Genomic DNA, 13146 nt, shown 5'->3' on the forward strand with positions numbered 1-13146 from the left:
GATGCAGTTACTCCTCGCGGTCTGGACCGGCGCCTGCCCCACCTGTCACCGCGACATACCCACGGCGATACCAACCTGACCAAGCCCTACTAGTCAAGTGTCTTCGGGATCCAGCTCGAAGGTGAAATAGATGCTCAGCCAGTAGGGCTGGTCCTCGTCGTGGAGGTAATCCCACGACACGTCCACCAGGAGGATTTTTTGTTCCCGCACCCACTCGTGGGCCTTCTTGAAGGCATCCGCGGCAGTTGTGGCGGGGAACAGCTTCCTGGCCATGGGATGCACCTCGGTCTCGGCGTCCGAGTCGTCGAACCCCTCCGGAACGTCCAGGCAGAAACTGGGATCGAGCACCATGGAGTGCACCCCTTTCCGGTCGGTTTACCCGTACGAATCGACAGAGGTTGCCCTCTGAGCGCGACGCTTGGTAGAACCGCCGCACACCCGGAAGGGTTGCTTCTGCCGACCGTGCGGCGAGGTGACGCAGCCGATGAAGCGGCCCCGCGATGATCCGAACGACACGGCCCGGCGGCCGCAAGCGCCCGCGCTCCTTCGCGGCCGCACGGCAGGCGAGTCCTCGACCCGTCAGGCGCCGAAGCGGTGGCGGGAGGCCTCGATGTGACCGAGGTACTGGTGGGTCCAGTCGCACAGTCCGTCGATCGTCACCCGCAGGGCCTGGCCCGGCTCGGTGAGGGTGTACTCGACCCGCGGCGGCACGACGGGGTGCACCGTCCGCTCGATCAGACCGTTGCGCTCCAGCATGCGCAGGTTCTGGGTGAGCATCTTGTGGCTGACGCCCTCGATCTCGTTCCGCAACTCGCTGAAGCGCAGGGTGCGCTCACCGAGGGACTCGATGATCAGGAGCGCCCACTTGTTGGCGACGTCCGAGAAGATCTCCCGCGCCAGGGAGTCCGCACGCCTCAGGTCCGCATCCTCGGGCGAGCCGCTGAACTGCTTGGTCACCATCAGGTTCCCCAGTCACCGAAAAGTGCGTTCTTCCATGTCAGCGGACACTCTCCTACGGTTTCTGAGTAACCGCAAGAGAGCGGCTCTCATAGCAATGGAGGCGGGCAACATGGCCATCACCCTGGTGAACCCCAACGGATTGCCGAAAATCGACGCCTACCGGCAGGTGTCGATCGCGACCGGGTCGAAGCTGGTCTTCATCGCCGGGCAGGTGGCCTGGGACGTCGACGGTGTCACGGTCGGCGAAGACGACCTCGCCGCTCAGGTCGAGCAGTGCTACCTCAACATCGGCACCGCCCTGGCCGAGGTCGGTGCCTCCTTCGACGACGTGGCGAAACTGACCGTCTACGTCGTCGACTGGACCCCCGACAAGATGCCCCTGCTCATGGAGGGCCTCGGTCGGGCGGCCGCGAAGCTGGGAGTCACCGCGACACCCCCTGCCTCGCTGCTGGGCGTTGCGGCACTGGACGTACCCGACCATCTGGTCGAGATCGAAGCCACCGCCGTCATCGACTGAACAGGCGCTCTTCGCCTCGGGGCGCGAGGTGGGGAGCGTGTCCAGCTCGAACCGGAAGTCTGACCGACAACGGTCGGTGTGGCCGGCCTTCTTGGAGTGGTCGACCGGGATCTGAGGTCGGCGGCCGGGCTGTTGACACCGGCTGGGACACTCCCACCATGGACACCACACCCGAGCAAATAGGCTCCCGGACAGCGGCTGCGTGGACCGTCGCGCTCGCGGTCCTCGGGGGAATCACCGGCTTCGTCTGGGACGGGCCGTTCCTCGCCGTCGCCTGCGCCCTTTCCCTGGGAGGCGGCGGCGCCCTGGGCACGGTCCTGTCCCGCCGTCGAATGATCGCAGCCATTCGGGAGGGGCAGGGGAAGGCCGCCGCGCTCGGGTACGCCGACGGAATCGCCGACATGGTGGTGCTGGAGATATCCGCGTACAGGACCTCCATCTTTCCGCTGTCCGGCCCCGACGCAGTGGACCCCGCCGAGCGCGCGGCGCGCCGTAAGGCCGCCTACCACCTCACGGCCGCCGACGGGCTTCCCCACCACATTCGTGAGGCCGCGGCCGCCGCTCTCGAAGCGATCGACGACGCGCGTGCCCGCGACACCCAGTCCGCCATCGAGGACCTCATGAAGGCCGTCCAGGAGCAGCGCCGCGGCACGTGACCGCAGTCACCGCCGACCCTTTTCCTGGCCTGCATCGAAGCGATCTCGGCATGTGCCATGGTCACCGGGAGCGCCCGCGTAGGCTGCCCCTCACGACGACTGGCCCGTCGAACCTGGTCGGTGGCGATCAGCTGGGGTCGCTGCCTCGCCTCATGCCACGGACCCGTTCCGGAAGGCGAGTTCACGCGGTCTGTACCGTCCTCGGCATGAGCGATGTGCGGGCGGGGGGTACGGGAGCGCGTCCCGGGCGCTGGAGCAGCCGGTGACCGCCGGGGAGCCGGCCGGGTCGGCCGCGCCGAGCCCGCGCCGCGGCGCGCCGCGATCTTCGCTCGGATCAGCTGTCGCGGCTGGGTTCTGTTTCGCTTCGCGGTACTGCGACTTTGAAGTCCAGCCAGACGCTCTTCCCGACGACGTGGTCTGTGACGCCGAAGTCGTCGGCCAGTTCCGCGACCAGGCGGAGCCCCCGCCCGCTTCCCGCGTCCACCTCGGGCGCCTGCACCACGGGCAGCCCGTCCCCGCTGTCGCGTACGTCGATACGCAGTACGGGCCCGTCGACCGCGAGCGCGACACAGAATTCGCGCCCGCGAGGCACCCCGTGCAGTAAGGCATTCGTGGCGAGTTCCGAGACGCAGAGCCGGACCTCGTCGTGCCGGTCGGTGATCTCCCACTGAGTGAGGACTCGATGACAAAGGAGCGGGCCGCGCCGACTGAACGGGGAGACCTGGGGAATCGACGTTGCTGTGACAGGGGCACAGTGAACCACCGCCTTGAGTGAGCAGGGTTGTACGATCGCGCCGACCGTACTGCTATTCACGAAAGGCAGCAAGGTTGGGCCAAGGGTGGGGACTTAGAGTGAGTCGCCTACGGTACGAAGCAGCGCACAGGCGGAAGTTCATCGGCCGTTTTGGAGGACGCCATGAGCAGTAGCGACTGGGTCAGCACCTCGCTGTCCTACCTCACGCCGCGCGAGCGGGGACGTGCCGACGCTTGGAGCGACGAAGCTGCGGCTCAGGGGCGTCGGGGGACCCAGCGCATCGTCCACGCCGGGGAAGTGCCCGCCCCAGCTGTGGTGGCGGAGCTCTTCGAAATCACCGAGGGTGATTCCGTTGTTGTGCGCCGAAGGGTTATCGAACTCGACGGTGAGCCGTGTGAGTTGGCCGATTCGTACTACCCGGCTCACATCGCCGGCGGTACTCGGCTGGCGGCCACGGCCAAGATCCGGGGCGGGGCGGTCACGCTGCTTGCCGAGCTCGGGTACGTCGGCGCACGCGTACGCGAGGACGTGACGGCTCGAATGCCCAGCGCCGAGGAGTGCGAAACGCTCTGCATCCGCCCGGACGAGCCGGTACTGCGGCTGACCCGGCTCACCCAGGACGTCCGGAACCGACCTGTCCAGGCCGATCTGATGACCATGCCCGCCCACCGTCAGCGCCTGCGCTACGAGATCAGGATCGGATGACTGTGCCCCGCACCGAGACCGACGCGTTCGACCGTCGCCCCCTGCACGAGCGGATCGCCGCCGATCTGCGGGACGAGATCATGAGCGGTGACCTGGCGCCGGGTGTCAGCCTTCCCTCGACCGCGCGGCTCAAGGCACGCTTCGACGCGTCCAGCGCCACGGTTCAGAAGGCGCTCCAGCTTCTCAAGGACGAGCGGCTGGTCGTTGGGCGCGCCGGGGCGGCGGTCACCGTACGCGAGCACCGGCAACGGACCCTGCGCCCGGCTGCGTACATGGCTCCGGCCGGCACTGGGGAGCCGTACCGATGGCTTGCCGAGGCCGAGCGAAACAGTGCGCGGGCGCGGAGCACACTGCTGGAAGTGGCGGAGGTCGTACCGCCCGCGGACGTCTCGGCAGCGCTCGGCCTCGACGAGGGAGCCGAAGCCGTGCTGCGCCGCCAACTCCTCACCATCGACGACGAACCCGCCGAGCTGGTCGCCTCGTACTACCCGAACGACATCGTGAACGGCACGCCGATCACGCAGCGCCGCAAGATCCAGGGCGGAACACCCGTACTCCTGGCCGAGCTCGGCTTCCCGCCGCGCCTCAGCGTGGACCACGTCTCGGCGCGGGTCCCTACGCAGGAACAGTGCGCCGCCCTCCTGCTCCCCGGAAACCTGCCCGTGCTCCGTACGCTGCGCGTCGTGTACAGCGACCATGAATGTCCCATCGAGGCGACGGTGATGGTCAAGGCGGGCCATCTCTACGAGCTGCGGTACGAGTTCGCACCCGACTGACACGTCGGGCCCGGCCGGAGGAGCTTGGAAGCCGACTCGACCGCGGTGACGTACCGGCTGAACGCCTCCCGGCTGTCCGGAGTGAACGGGTGGTGGTCCATGAATCGGCTCACCTCGGACTCCGCCAGCCAGCCGTGCCACGCGACCTCATCGAGGTCAGGCCTCACGTCGGTGGGAACGACCGCCTCGTGGATGGCGAGCCAGTGAGGGCTGAGTCCGCTCCGGTTCAGGAATTTGACCACGAACCGTACCGGCACCTGGACGCCCAACTCCTCGGCCAGTTCCCGGCGGGCCGCCTCCTCATAGGACTCGCCCGCGCTGACGGCTCCACCGACCACGACCTCGTACCGTCCCGGAAACCGTGCCGCGCGCTCCGACCGGCGGTGGACGAGGAGCCGCCCCTCCCGATCGCGGCACACGGTGACGGCGATCCGGTGCAGCCAGCCGTGGCGGACGGCCTCGTTACGGCTGACCACCGCAGAGGTCCGATCCTGCTCGTCGACTCGTTCCACCAGCTCAACCACGTCAGACCCGTCAGACATGCGGCCCACCATCGCAGAGCCCTCTGACAACGCCGCGATGAGCGACGCAGGGCTCCGAGCAACGCCGGGAGTCCCGGGCAGGGCTCAGGACGGCGCATCGGGGCCCGGTGTCTGCGTCACCAAGTGTGGCCATGCCAGCCGGTACGCCACGTGCACGTCCGGTGCGTCGAGGAAGCCCTGCGTCTGGAGGCAGCGTCTGGCCCTGGCGAGGCAGGGGTCTACGGGTTGTCCGTCCGCGGACGGGGCGTGGTGAAGAACCCAGACGTCCATGAGCATCGCGCCGAAGACGGCGAGGGGCCCTTCCACGGGGCCCTCGCGGCGTGCCCAGCGCCGCGCGATGAGGCCACCGACCTGCGGAACGTTCTCGATGCCGCGCCACAGGGCGTCGGGGGCGGCGTACACGACCGTGCCGACGTGGGCGTGGATGAGGGCGCTGCTGCACAGCAGGCATGGTTCGAGGGTGGTGTAGAGCCGGTGATCCTCGTACCGGCGCTGTGAGGGCAGTTGAGCGAGAACATTGATCTCGGCGTGCGCGATGGCGGTGCCCCCGAGCTGTCCGGGCGGGGCAGTTGCCTCTTGGCTGCGGTTGCGCGCCCTTGCGACGACGTGGCCTGCGGCATCGACCAGAACAGCTCCCACAGGACGGCTGCCCGCACGGAACGCTTCCCAGGCCAGCTCGAACGGCAGTCTCCAGATCTCGGGCACGGTCGCTGCGGATCCGTCAGTTCCGATGGAGTGCATGCAGCGATTGTTCCGTCAGTCCACAACCCCCGGTATGTGGCGTGTGTGGTGGCCGTCCGGCCTTCCCGCCCTTCGGCCGGGCTGTGTGAATGCCGGTGCCACACCGAATCCCTACCCGCTCATGACTTCGGCATATTCGACCAGTTCTCGCCACGGGCGTGTCGCCATGGTCGTACGTATCGTTGAAGGGCGCGGCTGCAGGCGACCACGCGGCAGCCGGGGAGGAGCGCCAGGATGACCGTCGTAGAGACCGACAGGATCGACATGGCCGAGAGCGACAACGAGCGCACCCTGGACGAAATGTTCGAGGCGCTCGAGCGGATGCCCGCCCCCGAGGGATACAAGGTCGAGATCGTCGAGGGGGCCGTCTACATGTCGCCGCAGCGGGACACACACTGGGAGATCATCCTGGACATCATCGAGCAGCTCCGGGCGAAGTATCCGCGGAAGCGGATCAAGTCCGATGTCCGGATCGACTACCCCGGTCACCTCAACGGCTTCGCCACCGACGTGACACTGCTCGCCGAGGGCGCCGAGAAGAACGTCAAGGGCCTCTGGCGCTACGAGGACGTCGTGTTCGTCGCGGAAGTCATCTCCAAGGGCACCGGGGCCAACGACTACGGCCCCAAGAAGACCGCCTACGCCACCGCCGAGGTTCCCGTCTACCTCATCGCCGACCCCTATGTCGGCAGGTGCCACGTCTACACCCAGCCCAAGGACGGCGACTACGTGGTCGAGATGACCGTTGCCTTCGGCGCGGACGTCGACCTCACCAACACCCCCGTCGGTCTCACCCTCTCCACCGACGAGTTCCCCCGCGACTAGCGAAAAACAGGGGGCGCACGACGGCGCCCCCCTGATCCCCTGGGCCGCAGGCTGTCAGGCAGCCCGGCGCGACGGCAGCAGCACCGATACGAGGCTTCCGAGCAGCGCAAGCACGCCGATGCCCGCCACGCCGAGAGCGCCGAGGTGGACGATGGTCAGCCAGGTCTCGGGGCGGCCGTAGGCCCGGTCGTCGAGGGCCTTCGCCTCACCGGCGAACGTCAGGGCGCCGTCCCCGGAGCGATCGATGTCGTCCCCGAGGGCATACAGCGTGCCGGTGCGGGCTTCGCCGTCGGCCGTCCACTTCGCCCCCTCGCACTTGCCGGTGCTCTTGCCGTCGCCGACGGTCTCGATGCGGCACGAGTTGGGCAGTTCGACGGTGACGGGCTTGCCGAGGGCGTACGCGGCGCCCCAACCGGTCGGCGCCTGCGAGGCGCTCCCGACGAAGAGGAAGACCCCGACCCCCACCGCGATGACGAACAGGCTGATGCCGCCTCTCTGCTTCAGCTTCTCCCAGCGCCCCTGCATGACAACCCCCCACATAGTTGTGTGCACGTCAATTCTCGGGATGTTCGGGCATGGGAGTGGCCGAATCTCATCCCTGTGTGTCGCGCGTTTGTACCGCAGACGCGGCGTGACCGACAAGCGGTTCCGGGGCGTCGTTCCAGGCAGTAAGGGTCGTACGTGCCAGCAGGGCTGACGGTCCGTCGGCGGCGGTGTGCAGGGAATGACTTCGGCCACTGGGCAGGCGCCGTGCATAGGCTGCTCACAACTGGTGATCTTCGACTGCGACGGCATGCCGCGGCCTTCGGCTACTGCGGCGGTCTGACCTCGGCGGACCGGCTGGAAGGCCCTGGCACGGTGGTGTTCGACGACATGCGCGCTGCCCTCGCTGCTGTGCCAGTGACGGCGAACAAGCCGCCCTCCTCGGTGCTCCGATGAACCCGAGGGCCGTGGATCCGCTCTCCTCGGGTGCAGGCGTCGCCTGTACCTCGCCGATGCGTTGGTGACATGGGGGGAACGATGAATCGGGTTACGCGCACGACGCTCGCCGTGGCCGTGGCGGCGTTGGTCGTCTCGCTCTCCGGGTGCGGCTCCCGGGATTCCGCGGGCTTCCCGGGCTCCGGGGGCTCCGCGCACGCCTCCGCTTCCCCGAGTCCGAGCGAGCCCGCCCACGTGGCCGCGTACCGGGCCGGACTCGGGGCGGGCAAGGCCGTGTACGACTCGTCGGGGAAGGGTGCCGCCATCCGTGAAACCGTCTGGGGCGGCTGCACGCGACGGGCCCTGGCCGCCGGACGCGCCGCCGAGGCCGACCGCGGCGCCTGGGTGCGGGGTTGCCTGGACGGAGTTGCCCATGCCCCCGAGAACCCTCCCACCGGCCCAGTGACCCGCCGCACCCAGGATGCCCGGCTGCTGGAGGAGTTCCGCACCTGGGCCGGCGGGAGCCCCGGGGACGAGTCGGCCCGTCATGCCAGGACTCTTGCGACGGTCCAGCTGACTGACCGTGACTACGACATCGAACTGTCCACCGACTACACGCTGGCGGAGCAGACGCGGAGTCCGGCTCAGGTTCAGGCGCTCGCGGATGTCTTCGTCGACTGGTGGGACGGTGACCCCGTCGGCGACGGCGGAGTCGCCAGGAACGTCCTGGTGCTCGGCGCGGGAGGCGAGAGGTTGCTCACCCGCCGCATGTGAGCAGTGAGCACGTGAGCAGTGAGCACGTGAGCACCTCAGTGCATGAGCGCCCGAGTGCGTGACCCTCCGAGCCTCTGGGGGGCGCGGCTTCGCCCGTCACCCCCGGGCGCTGAGCTCGCGCGCCAGCGCCGTCAGCGCCCCCAGCGCCGGATGCGGTGCCGTCGCGCGCCAGGCCAGGAGGACCGGGACCGGCGGGGCGTCGGTGAGCGGACGGTACGTGACTCCGGGGTGGGGGTACATCTCCGCCGTCGAGGCCGCCGAGGCGCCCGCGCCGCGACCCGCCGCGATCGCCGTGAGCCAGTCTTCGGTGTTCGCGACGGTGAAGGTGGTGGTGGGGCGGGACTCCGCCGGCCAGAGGTCGAGCGTCGTCAGGCCCGAGACGGTGTTGAGGACGACGGGGCCCGCGGCCAGGTCCGCGAGGGTCAGGCGGGGGCGGCCGGCCAGGGGGCCGTCGGACGTGACGGCGGCGACGCGGGGCTCCGTGAAGAGGAGCGCGGTCACCAGGCCGGAGGTGTCGACCGGGCCGCGCAGGACCGCCGCGTCGACCTCGCCGCGCGCCAGGCCCGCCGTGCGGTCGTCGATGCGGAGGAGTTCCAGCGGGGTGTCCGGGTGCTCCTGCTGCCAGCGGCGGAGCAGGGGCGTGGTGTACGGGCCGAACGCGGACCAGGCGTGACCGAGGCGCAGCGGCCGCTGGTGCAGGCGTTCCGGGTCGAGGGCGTCGTCGAAAGCGGCGACGGCCGCCGCGGCCTTGTCGCGGAACGCCCGGCCCTCTGGGGTGAGCTCCAGATGGTGGGTGGAGCGGTCGACGAGGCGGACCTGAAGGTGCCGTTCGAGCGCGGCGAGGGTCCGGGAGACGGCGGGCTGGGTGAGGTGCAGTGCGGCGGCCGCCCTGGTCAGGCTCCGCTCCTCCGCGATGGCGAGGAAGCAGCGGAGATGACGCAGCTCGATGCTCATGTGCGCGGAGCATAACCGCAGCCCACCAGGCATTTCACGGGCGGCGCGGGGTTCCGTAGCGTAAATGTGGACCATAAGCCTCCAGTGCAGTATTTTGAACCTATAGTTCACTTGAATGGATGAGAGAAGGAACTGGTGAGTACCCCCCGCAGTGCGGAGCAGGCGGCGACGGCCGCCGTTGCCGTGCCGGAAGCGGCCGGCGCCCTGGAGGCCGGTACGGGTCGCAGGTCCGGCGCGCTCGGACCCGTCGCGCTCGTCGTCGCGGGTGGGCTCTCCGTACAGTTCGGCGCCGCCGTGGCCGTGCTGCTGATGCCGCGGGCCGGGGCGCTCGGCGTGGTCACCCTGCGGCTCGTCCTCGCCGCGGTCGTGCTCCTGCTGGTCTGCCGGCCACGGCTGCGCGGGCACTCCCGCGCCGACTGGGGCACCGTCCTCGCCTTCGGCGCAGCCATGGCCGGGATGAACATGCTCTTCTACCAGTCCGCGGACCGCATTCCGCTGGGCGCCGCCGTCACGCTGGAGGTGCTCGGGCCGCTGGCGCTCTCCGTCATCGTGTCGCGACGGCTGATCAACCTGGTGTGGGCGGGTCTCGCGCTCGGCGGTGTCGTGCTGCTGAGTGGCGGAGGCTTCGACCGGCTCGACCCGGTCGGTGCGGCGTTCGCCCTCGGCGCGGGCGCGATGTGGGCCACGTACATCGTCTTCAGTGCCCGTACCGGACGCCGCTTCCCGCAGGCCGACGGGCTCGCCCTCGCCATGGCCGTCGGTGCGCTCCTCAGTCTGCCCTTCGGTGTGGTCGAGGCGGGCGACAAGCTGCTCGTGCCGTCCACGATCGGGCTCGGGCTCGCGGTCGCGCTGATGTCGTCCGTCCTGCCGTACACGCTGGAACTGCTCGCGCTGCGCCGGCTGCCCGCGTCGACCTTCGCCGTCCTGATGAGCCTGGAGCCCGCGATCGCCGCGACCGCCGGATTCCTCGTGCTGCACCAGGCCCTGTCCGCGGCCGATGCGCTGGCGATCGCGCTGGTCGTCGCGGCGAGCATGGGTGCGGTGCGGACTCAGGTGGGGCGCGCCCGGGCGAAGTGATCCGCCCGGGTGGGTGCCGCCTTGCGGGTCGGCTGGTCCCGGTCTCCGTCCGGCGCGTCCGCGCGGGCCTCCGTCCGGCGGGTCCTCCCCGGCATCCCGTCGCCCGAAGTCCTGGGCGTTGCCCCGTCGCCCCGCCTCCCCGTCGGCCCGCCTCTCCGTCGCCTCGCTGTCCCGGCCTCCGCCCCGTGAACCTGGCCGAAAAGTAAAGCAAGCACGCTTGCTTGTTTCTTCGCGCGCTGCCATGCTCCGGGACACACCGCCGTGTCCCGAGGGGAGCGCACCGTGTCCGACCCTGCCGCCGTGCTCGACGACTTGCGCGCGGAGAGCGAAGAACTCGACCGGCTCGTCGGCGAGTTGAGCGAGGAGCGGTGGGCCGCGGCGACACCCGCCGCCGGCTGGACCGTCGCCCATCAGATCGCCCACCTCGCCTGGACCGACGACGTCGCGCTGCTCGCCGTCACGGACGCCGACGAGTTCGGCAAGGAGGTCGAGAAGGCCCTCGCCGAGCCCGACACCTTCGTCGACCAGGCCGCGGAAGCGGGCGCCGCACAGCCGCCGAACGAGCTGCTGAGGCGCTGGCGCGCCGGCCGTGACCGGCTCCAGCAGGCCCTGCGCACCGCGCCCCCCGGCGCCCGCTTCCCCTGGTACGGGCCACCGATGAGCGCCATGTCGATGGCGACGGCGCGGCTCATGGAGACCTGGGCCCACGGCCAGGACGTCGCCGACGCCCTCGGCGCCGTACGCGAACCCACCGCCCGGCTGCGGCACGTCGCACACATCGGCGTACGGGCCCGCGACTACGCCTATGCCGTACGCGGTCTCGAACCGCCCGCCGCCGAGTTCCGGGTCGAGCTGGCCGCTCCGGACGGCGAGGCCTGGGCGTACGGGCCCGAGGACGCCGACCAGCGCGTCACCGGCCCGCTGCTGGACTTCTGCCTGCTGGTGACCCAGCGCGCCCATCGCGACGACCTCGCCGTACGGGCGGAGGGCACCGATGCCGACCGGTGGCTGGACATCGCCCAGGCCTTCGCCGGCCCGGCCGGTGCCGGGCGCGCGCCCAAGGGGGCCTGACATGGACCCCCTGAGCCCGTTGACGACCGACCCGGCGACCGACGCGACGACCGATCCGACGACCGACGCGACGACCGACGCGACGACCGACCCGTTGAGGACCGATCCGTTGAGGATCGGCAACGCCTCCGGCTTCTACGGCGACCGCTTCGACGCGATGCGCGACATGCTCACCGGCGGCACACTCGACGTCCTCACCGGTGACTACCTCGCCGAGCTCACGATGCTCATCCTCGGCCGCGACCGGGCGAAGGACCCGCGCCTCGGCTACGCCAAGACCTTCCTGCGACAGCTGGAGGACTGCCTCGGGCTCGCCCATGAACGCGGCGTGCGGATCGTCGCCAACGCCGGCGGGCTCAACCCGGCGGGACTCGCGGACGCCGTGCGCGAGCTGGCGGCTCGCGTCGGCGTGCCCGTGCGGGTCGCGCACGTCGAGGGCGACGATCTCGCCGCCCGCTTCCCGGACGCGCTCGCCGCGCACGCCTACCTCGGCGGCGCCGGGATCGCCGAATGCCTGCGGGCCGGCGCGGACGTCGTCGTCACCGGGCGCGTCACGGACGCGGCGCTCGTCACCGGGCCCGCGCAGTGGCACTTCGGCTGGGGCCCGGAGGACCACGACGCGCTCGCGGGGGCGGTCGTCGCCGGGCATGTGCTGGAGTGCGGAACGCAGGCGACCGGCGGCAACTACGCGTTCTTCAAGGGCCGTGACGTACGCCGGCCCGGCTTCCCGGTCGCCGAGCTGTACGCCGACGGCAGCTCCGTCATCACCAAGCAGGACGGCACCGGCGGCGTCGTGGACACGGGCACGGTCACCGCACAGCTGCTGTACGAGACGGGCGGTGCCCGCTACGCCGGTCCTGACGTCACCGCCCGCCTCGACTCCGTACGACTGACACAGGACGGGCCGGACCGCGTCCGGGTCACGGGGGTACGGGGCGAGGCCCCGCCACCCACGCTCAAGACCGGCCTCAGCCGGCTCGGCGGCTGGCGCAACGAGGTCGTGTTCGTCCTGACCGGCCTCGACATCGAGGCCAAGGCGGAGCTGGTGCGGGGGCAGGTCGAGGACGCCTTCGTACGGGCCAAGTCCCGGCCCGAGGAGGTCCGCTGGGAGCTGGCCCGCACCGACAGTCCCGACGCGGACACGGAGGAGACGGCGAGCGCGCTGCTGCGGCTGGTGGTCCGGGACCGGGACGCGCAGGCCGTGGGGCGGGTCGTCAGCGGCGCGGCGATCGAGCTCGCGCTCGGCAGCTACCCGGGGTTCCATGTGACGGCCCCGCCGGGGAAGGGCGCCCCGTACGGGGTGTTCGAGGCGGCGTACGTGGACGCGGCATCGGTCGAGCATGTCGCGGTGCTGCCGGACGGCCGGCGGGTGACGGTGCCCGCGGCTGGGCGTACCCGCGCCCTGGAGCCGGTCCCGGGCCCGCCCCTGCCGGAGCCGTTGCCCGCCGGCGGCCCCGTTCGCCGCGCGGCCCTCGGGCGCGTCGCGGGCGCCCGCAGCGGCGACAAGGGCGGGGACGCGAACGTGGGGGTGTGGGTGCGGACGGAGGAGGCGTGGCGGTGGCTCGCCCACGAGCTGACCGTGGACCGCTTCCGCGAACTCCTGCCGGAGACGGACGGCTTGACCGTCGTACGGCACGTCCTGCCGAACCTGCGGGCGCTGAACTTCGTCGTCACCGGGCTGCTGGGCGAGGGCGTCGCCGCCCAGGCCCGCTTCGATCCGCAGGGGAAGGGGCTGGGGGAGTGGCTGCGGGCGCGGCATGTCGACGTACCGGAGGTGCTGCTGTGACGGCGCCGGGTGAGTTTCCCCCCGGCCCGCGCAGCGGCTCCCGCCCCCGCCCCCGAACCCGCACCACCCCACCCCCAACCCCACCCCCAC

The 13146-nt window shown here is 70.7% G+C and carries 16 protein-coding genes; 9 read left to right on the top strand and 7 right to left on the bottom strand.

Going from position 1 to position 13146, the window contains the following annotated elements:
- Window positions 1-93 precede the first annotated feature (93 nt).
- Together AC0699_RS35815 and AC0699_RS35820 are read right to left on the bottom strand one after the other, a co-directional pair.
- On the bottom strand, window positions 94-351 hold the full coding sequence (locus AC0699_RS35815; protein WP_478669181.1) for a hypothetical protein: 258 nt from the start codon (window positions 349-351) through the stop codon (window positions 94-96).
- Window positions 352-579: 228 nt separating this feature from the next.
- Window positions 580-960 (bottom strand): winged helix-turn-helix transcriptional regulator, encoded by a 381-nt coding sequence (locus AC0699_RS35820; protein WP_478669185.1) that lies wholly within the window; start codon window positions 958-960, stop codon window positions 580-582.
- A 109-nt stretch (window positions 961-1069) separates the two neighbouring features.
- On the opposite strand from AC0699_RS35820, the gene AC0699_RS35825 reads away from it, so the two are divergent.
- A complete protein-coding gene (locus AC0699_RS35825; RefSeq protein ID WP_478669189.1) occupies window positions 1070-1477 on the top strand; it encodes a RidA family protein in 408 nt (135 codons plus the stop codon).
- A gap of 158 nt (window positions 1478-1635) precedes the next feature.
- Window positions 1636-2133 (top strand): hypothetical protein, encoded by a 498-nt coding sequence (locus tag AC0699_RS35830; protein ID WP_478669193.1) that lies wholly within the window; start codon window positions 1636-1638, stop codon window positions 2131-2133.
- A 334-nt stretch (window positions 2134-2467) separates the two neighbouring features.
- On the opposite strand, the gene AC0699_RS35835 is transcribed toward AC0699_RS35830, so the two are convergent.
- Window positions 2468-2947, bottom strand: a complete 480-nt coding sequence (locus AC0699_RS35835; protein ID WP_478669266.1) for an ATP-binding protein — start codon at window positions 2945-2947, stop codon at window positions 2468-2470.
- Between the two features lie 102 nt (window positions 2948-3049).
- Here AC0699_RS35835 and AC0699_RS35840 point away from each other — a divergent pair, with 102 nt between their 5' ends.
- Complete coding sequence (locus AC0699_RS35840; protein ID WP_478669196.1) at window positions 3050-3592, top strand: GntR family transcriptional regulator; 543 nt, start codon at window positions 3050-3052, stop codon at window positions 3590-3592.
- Window positions 3589-4368, top strand: coding sequence for a GntR family transcriptional regulator (locus AC0699_RS35845; protein WP_478669199.1), 780 nt, complete (start codon window positions 3589-3591; stop codon window positions 4366-4368). Before AC0699_RS35840 ends, AC0699_RS35845 begins: the two co-directional genes overlap by 4 nt.
- On the opposite strand, the gene AC0699_RS35850 is transcribed toward AC0699_RS35845, so the two are convergent.
- Together AC0699_RS35850 and AC0699_RS35855 are read right to left on the bottom strand one after the other, a co-directional pair.
- A complete protein-coding gene (locus tag AC0699_RS35850; protein WP_478669202.1) occupies window positions 4335-4910 on the bottom strand; it encodes an NUDIX hydrolase in 576 nt (191 codons plus the stop codon). The genes AC0699_RS35845 and AC0699_RS35850 overlap by 34 nt on opposite strands.
- A gap of 84 nt (window positions 4911-4994) precedes the next feature.
- Window positions 4995-5651, bottom strand: coding sequence for a nucleoside deaminase (locus AC0699_RS35855; RefSeq protein ID WP_478669205.1), 657 nt, complete (start codon window positions 5649-5651; stop codon window positions 4995-4997).
- Between the two features lie 234 nt (window positions 5652-5885).
- Between AC0699_RS35855 and AC0699_RS35860 the strand changes: the two genes are divergently transcribed.
- On the top strand, window positions 5886-6476 hold the full coding sequence (locus AC0699_RS35860; protein WP_478669209.1) for a Uma2 family endonuclease: 591 nt from the start codon (window positions 5886-5888) through the stop codon (window positions 6474-6476).
- 54 nt (window positions 6477-6530) lie between these two features.
- On the opposite strand, the gene AC0699_RS35865 is transcribed toward AC0699_RS35860, so the two are convergent.
- Window positions 6531-7001, bottom strand: a complete 471-nt coding sequence (locus AC0699_RS35865; protein ID WP_478669212.1) for a hypothetical protein — start codon at window positions 6999-7001, stop codon at window positions 6531-6533.
- 495 nt (window positions 7002-7496) lie between these two features.
- Between AC0699_RS35865 and AC0699_RS35870 the strand changes: the two genes are divergently transcribed.
- Complete coding sequence (locus tag AC0699_RS35870; RefSeq protein WP_478669215.1) at window positions 7497-8168, top strand: hypothetical protein; 672 nt, start codon at window positions 7497-7499, stop codon at window positions 8166-8168.
- Between the two features lie 96 nt (window positions 8169-8264).
- Here the strand turns inward: AC0699_RS35870 and AC0699_RS35875 are convergent, their stop codons facing one another.
- Window positions 8265-9122: a LysR family transcriptional regulator gene (locus tag AC0699_RS35875; protein ID WP_478669218.1), complete on the bottom strand. Its 858-nt coding sequence runs from the start codon at window positions 9120-9122 to the stop codon at window positions 8265-8267.
- Between the two features lie 135 nt (window positions 9123-9257).
- On the opposite strand from AC0699_RS35875, the gene AC0699_RS35880 reads away from it, so the two are divergent.
- The 3 genes from AC0699_RS35880 (at window position 9258) to AC0699_RS35890 (ending at window position 13056) form a co-directional block, all read left to right on the top strand.
- Entirely contained in the window at window positions 9258-10199 is a 942-nt protein-coding gene (locus AC0699_RS35880) for an EamA family transporter (protein WP_478669223.1), read from the top strand.
- Window positions 10200-10481: 282 nt separating this feature from the next.
- Complete coding sequence (locus AC0699_RS35885) at window positions 10482-11270, top strand: TIGR03084 family metal-binding protein (protein WP_478669226.1); 789 nt, start codon at window positions 10482-10484, stop codon at window positions 11268-11270.
- Between the two features lie 157 nt (window positions 11271-11427).
- Window positions 11428-13056 carry an acyclic terpene utilization AtuA family protein gene (locus AC0699_RS35890; RefSeq protein WP_478669268.1) on the top strand — a complete coding sequence of 543 codons (1629 nt, stop codon included), beginning with the start codon at window positions 11428-11430 and terminating at the stop codon, window positions 13054-13056.
- Window positions 13057-13146: the final 90 nt, after the last annotated feature.

The organism is Streptomyces sp. NPDC043870 (genome assembly GCF_056435785.1).

Excerpts from the sequence above, each read along its gene's own strand:
- AC0699_RS35840 (WP_478669196.1), top strand. The coding sequence starts at position 3,050 with ATGAGCAGTAGCGACTGGGTCAGCACCTCGCTGTCCTACCTCACGCCG.
- AC0699_RS35870 (WP_478669215.1), top strand. The coding sequence starts at position 7,497 with ATGAATCGGGTTACGCGCACGACGCTCGCCGTGGCCGTGGCGGCGTTG.
- AC0699_RS35890 (WP_478669268.1), top strand. The coding sequence starts at position 11,428 with ATGCGCGACATGCTCACCGGCGGCACACTCGACGTCCTCACCGGTGAC.
- AC0699_RS35820 (WP_478669185.1), bottom strand. The coding sequence starts at position 960 with ATGGTGACCAAGCAGTTCAGCGGCTCGCCCGAGGATGCGGACCTGAGG.
- AC0699_RS35875 (WP_478669218.1), bottom strand. The coding sequence starts at position 9,122 with ATGAGCATCGAGCTGCGTCATCTCCGCTGCTTCCTCGCCATCGCGGAG.
- AC0699_RS35850 (WP_478669202.1), bottom strand. The coding sequence starts at position 4,910 with ATGTCTGACGGGTCTGACGTGGTTGAGCTGGTGGAACGAGTCGACGAG.
- AC0699_RS35865 (WP_478669212.1), bottom strand. The coding sequence starts at position 7,001 with ATGCAGGGGCGCTGGGAGAAGCTGAAGCAGAGAGGCGGCATCAGCCTG.
- AC0699_RS35830 (WP_478669193.1), top strand. The coding sequence starts at position 1,636 with ATGGACACCACACCCGAGCAAATAGGCTCCCGGACAGCGGCTGCGTGG.
- AC0699_RS35815 (WP_478669181.1), bottom strand. The coding sequence starts at position 351 with ATGGTGCTCGATCCCAGTTTCTGCCTGGACGTTCCGGAGGGGTTCGAC.
- AC0699_RS35860 (WP_478669209.1), top strand. The coding sequence starts at position 5,886 with ATGACCGTCGTAGAGACCGACAGGATCGACATGGCCGAGAGCGACAAC.
- AC0699_RS35825 (WP_478669189.1), top strand. The coding sequence starts at position 1,070 with ATGGCCATCACCCTGGTGAACCCCAACGGATTGCCGAAAATCGACGCC.
- AC0699_RS35845 (WP_478669199.1), top strand. The coding sequence starts at position 3,589 with ATGACTGTGCCCCGCACCGAGACCGACGCGTTCGACCGTCGCCCCCTG.
- AC0699_RS35855 (WP_478669205.1), bottom strand. The coding sequence starts at position 5,651 with ATGCACTCCATCGGAACTGACGGATCCGCAGCGACCGTGCCCGAGATC.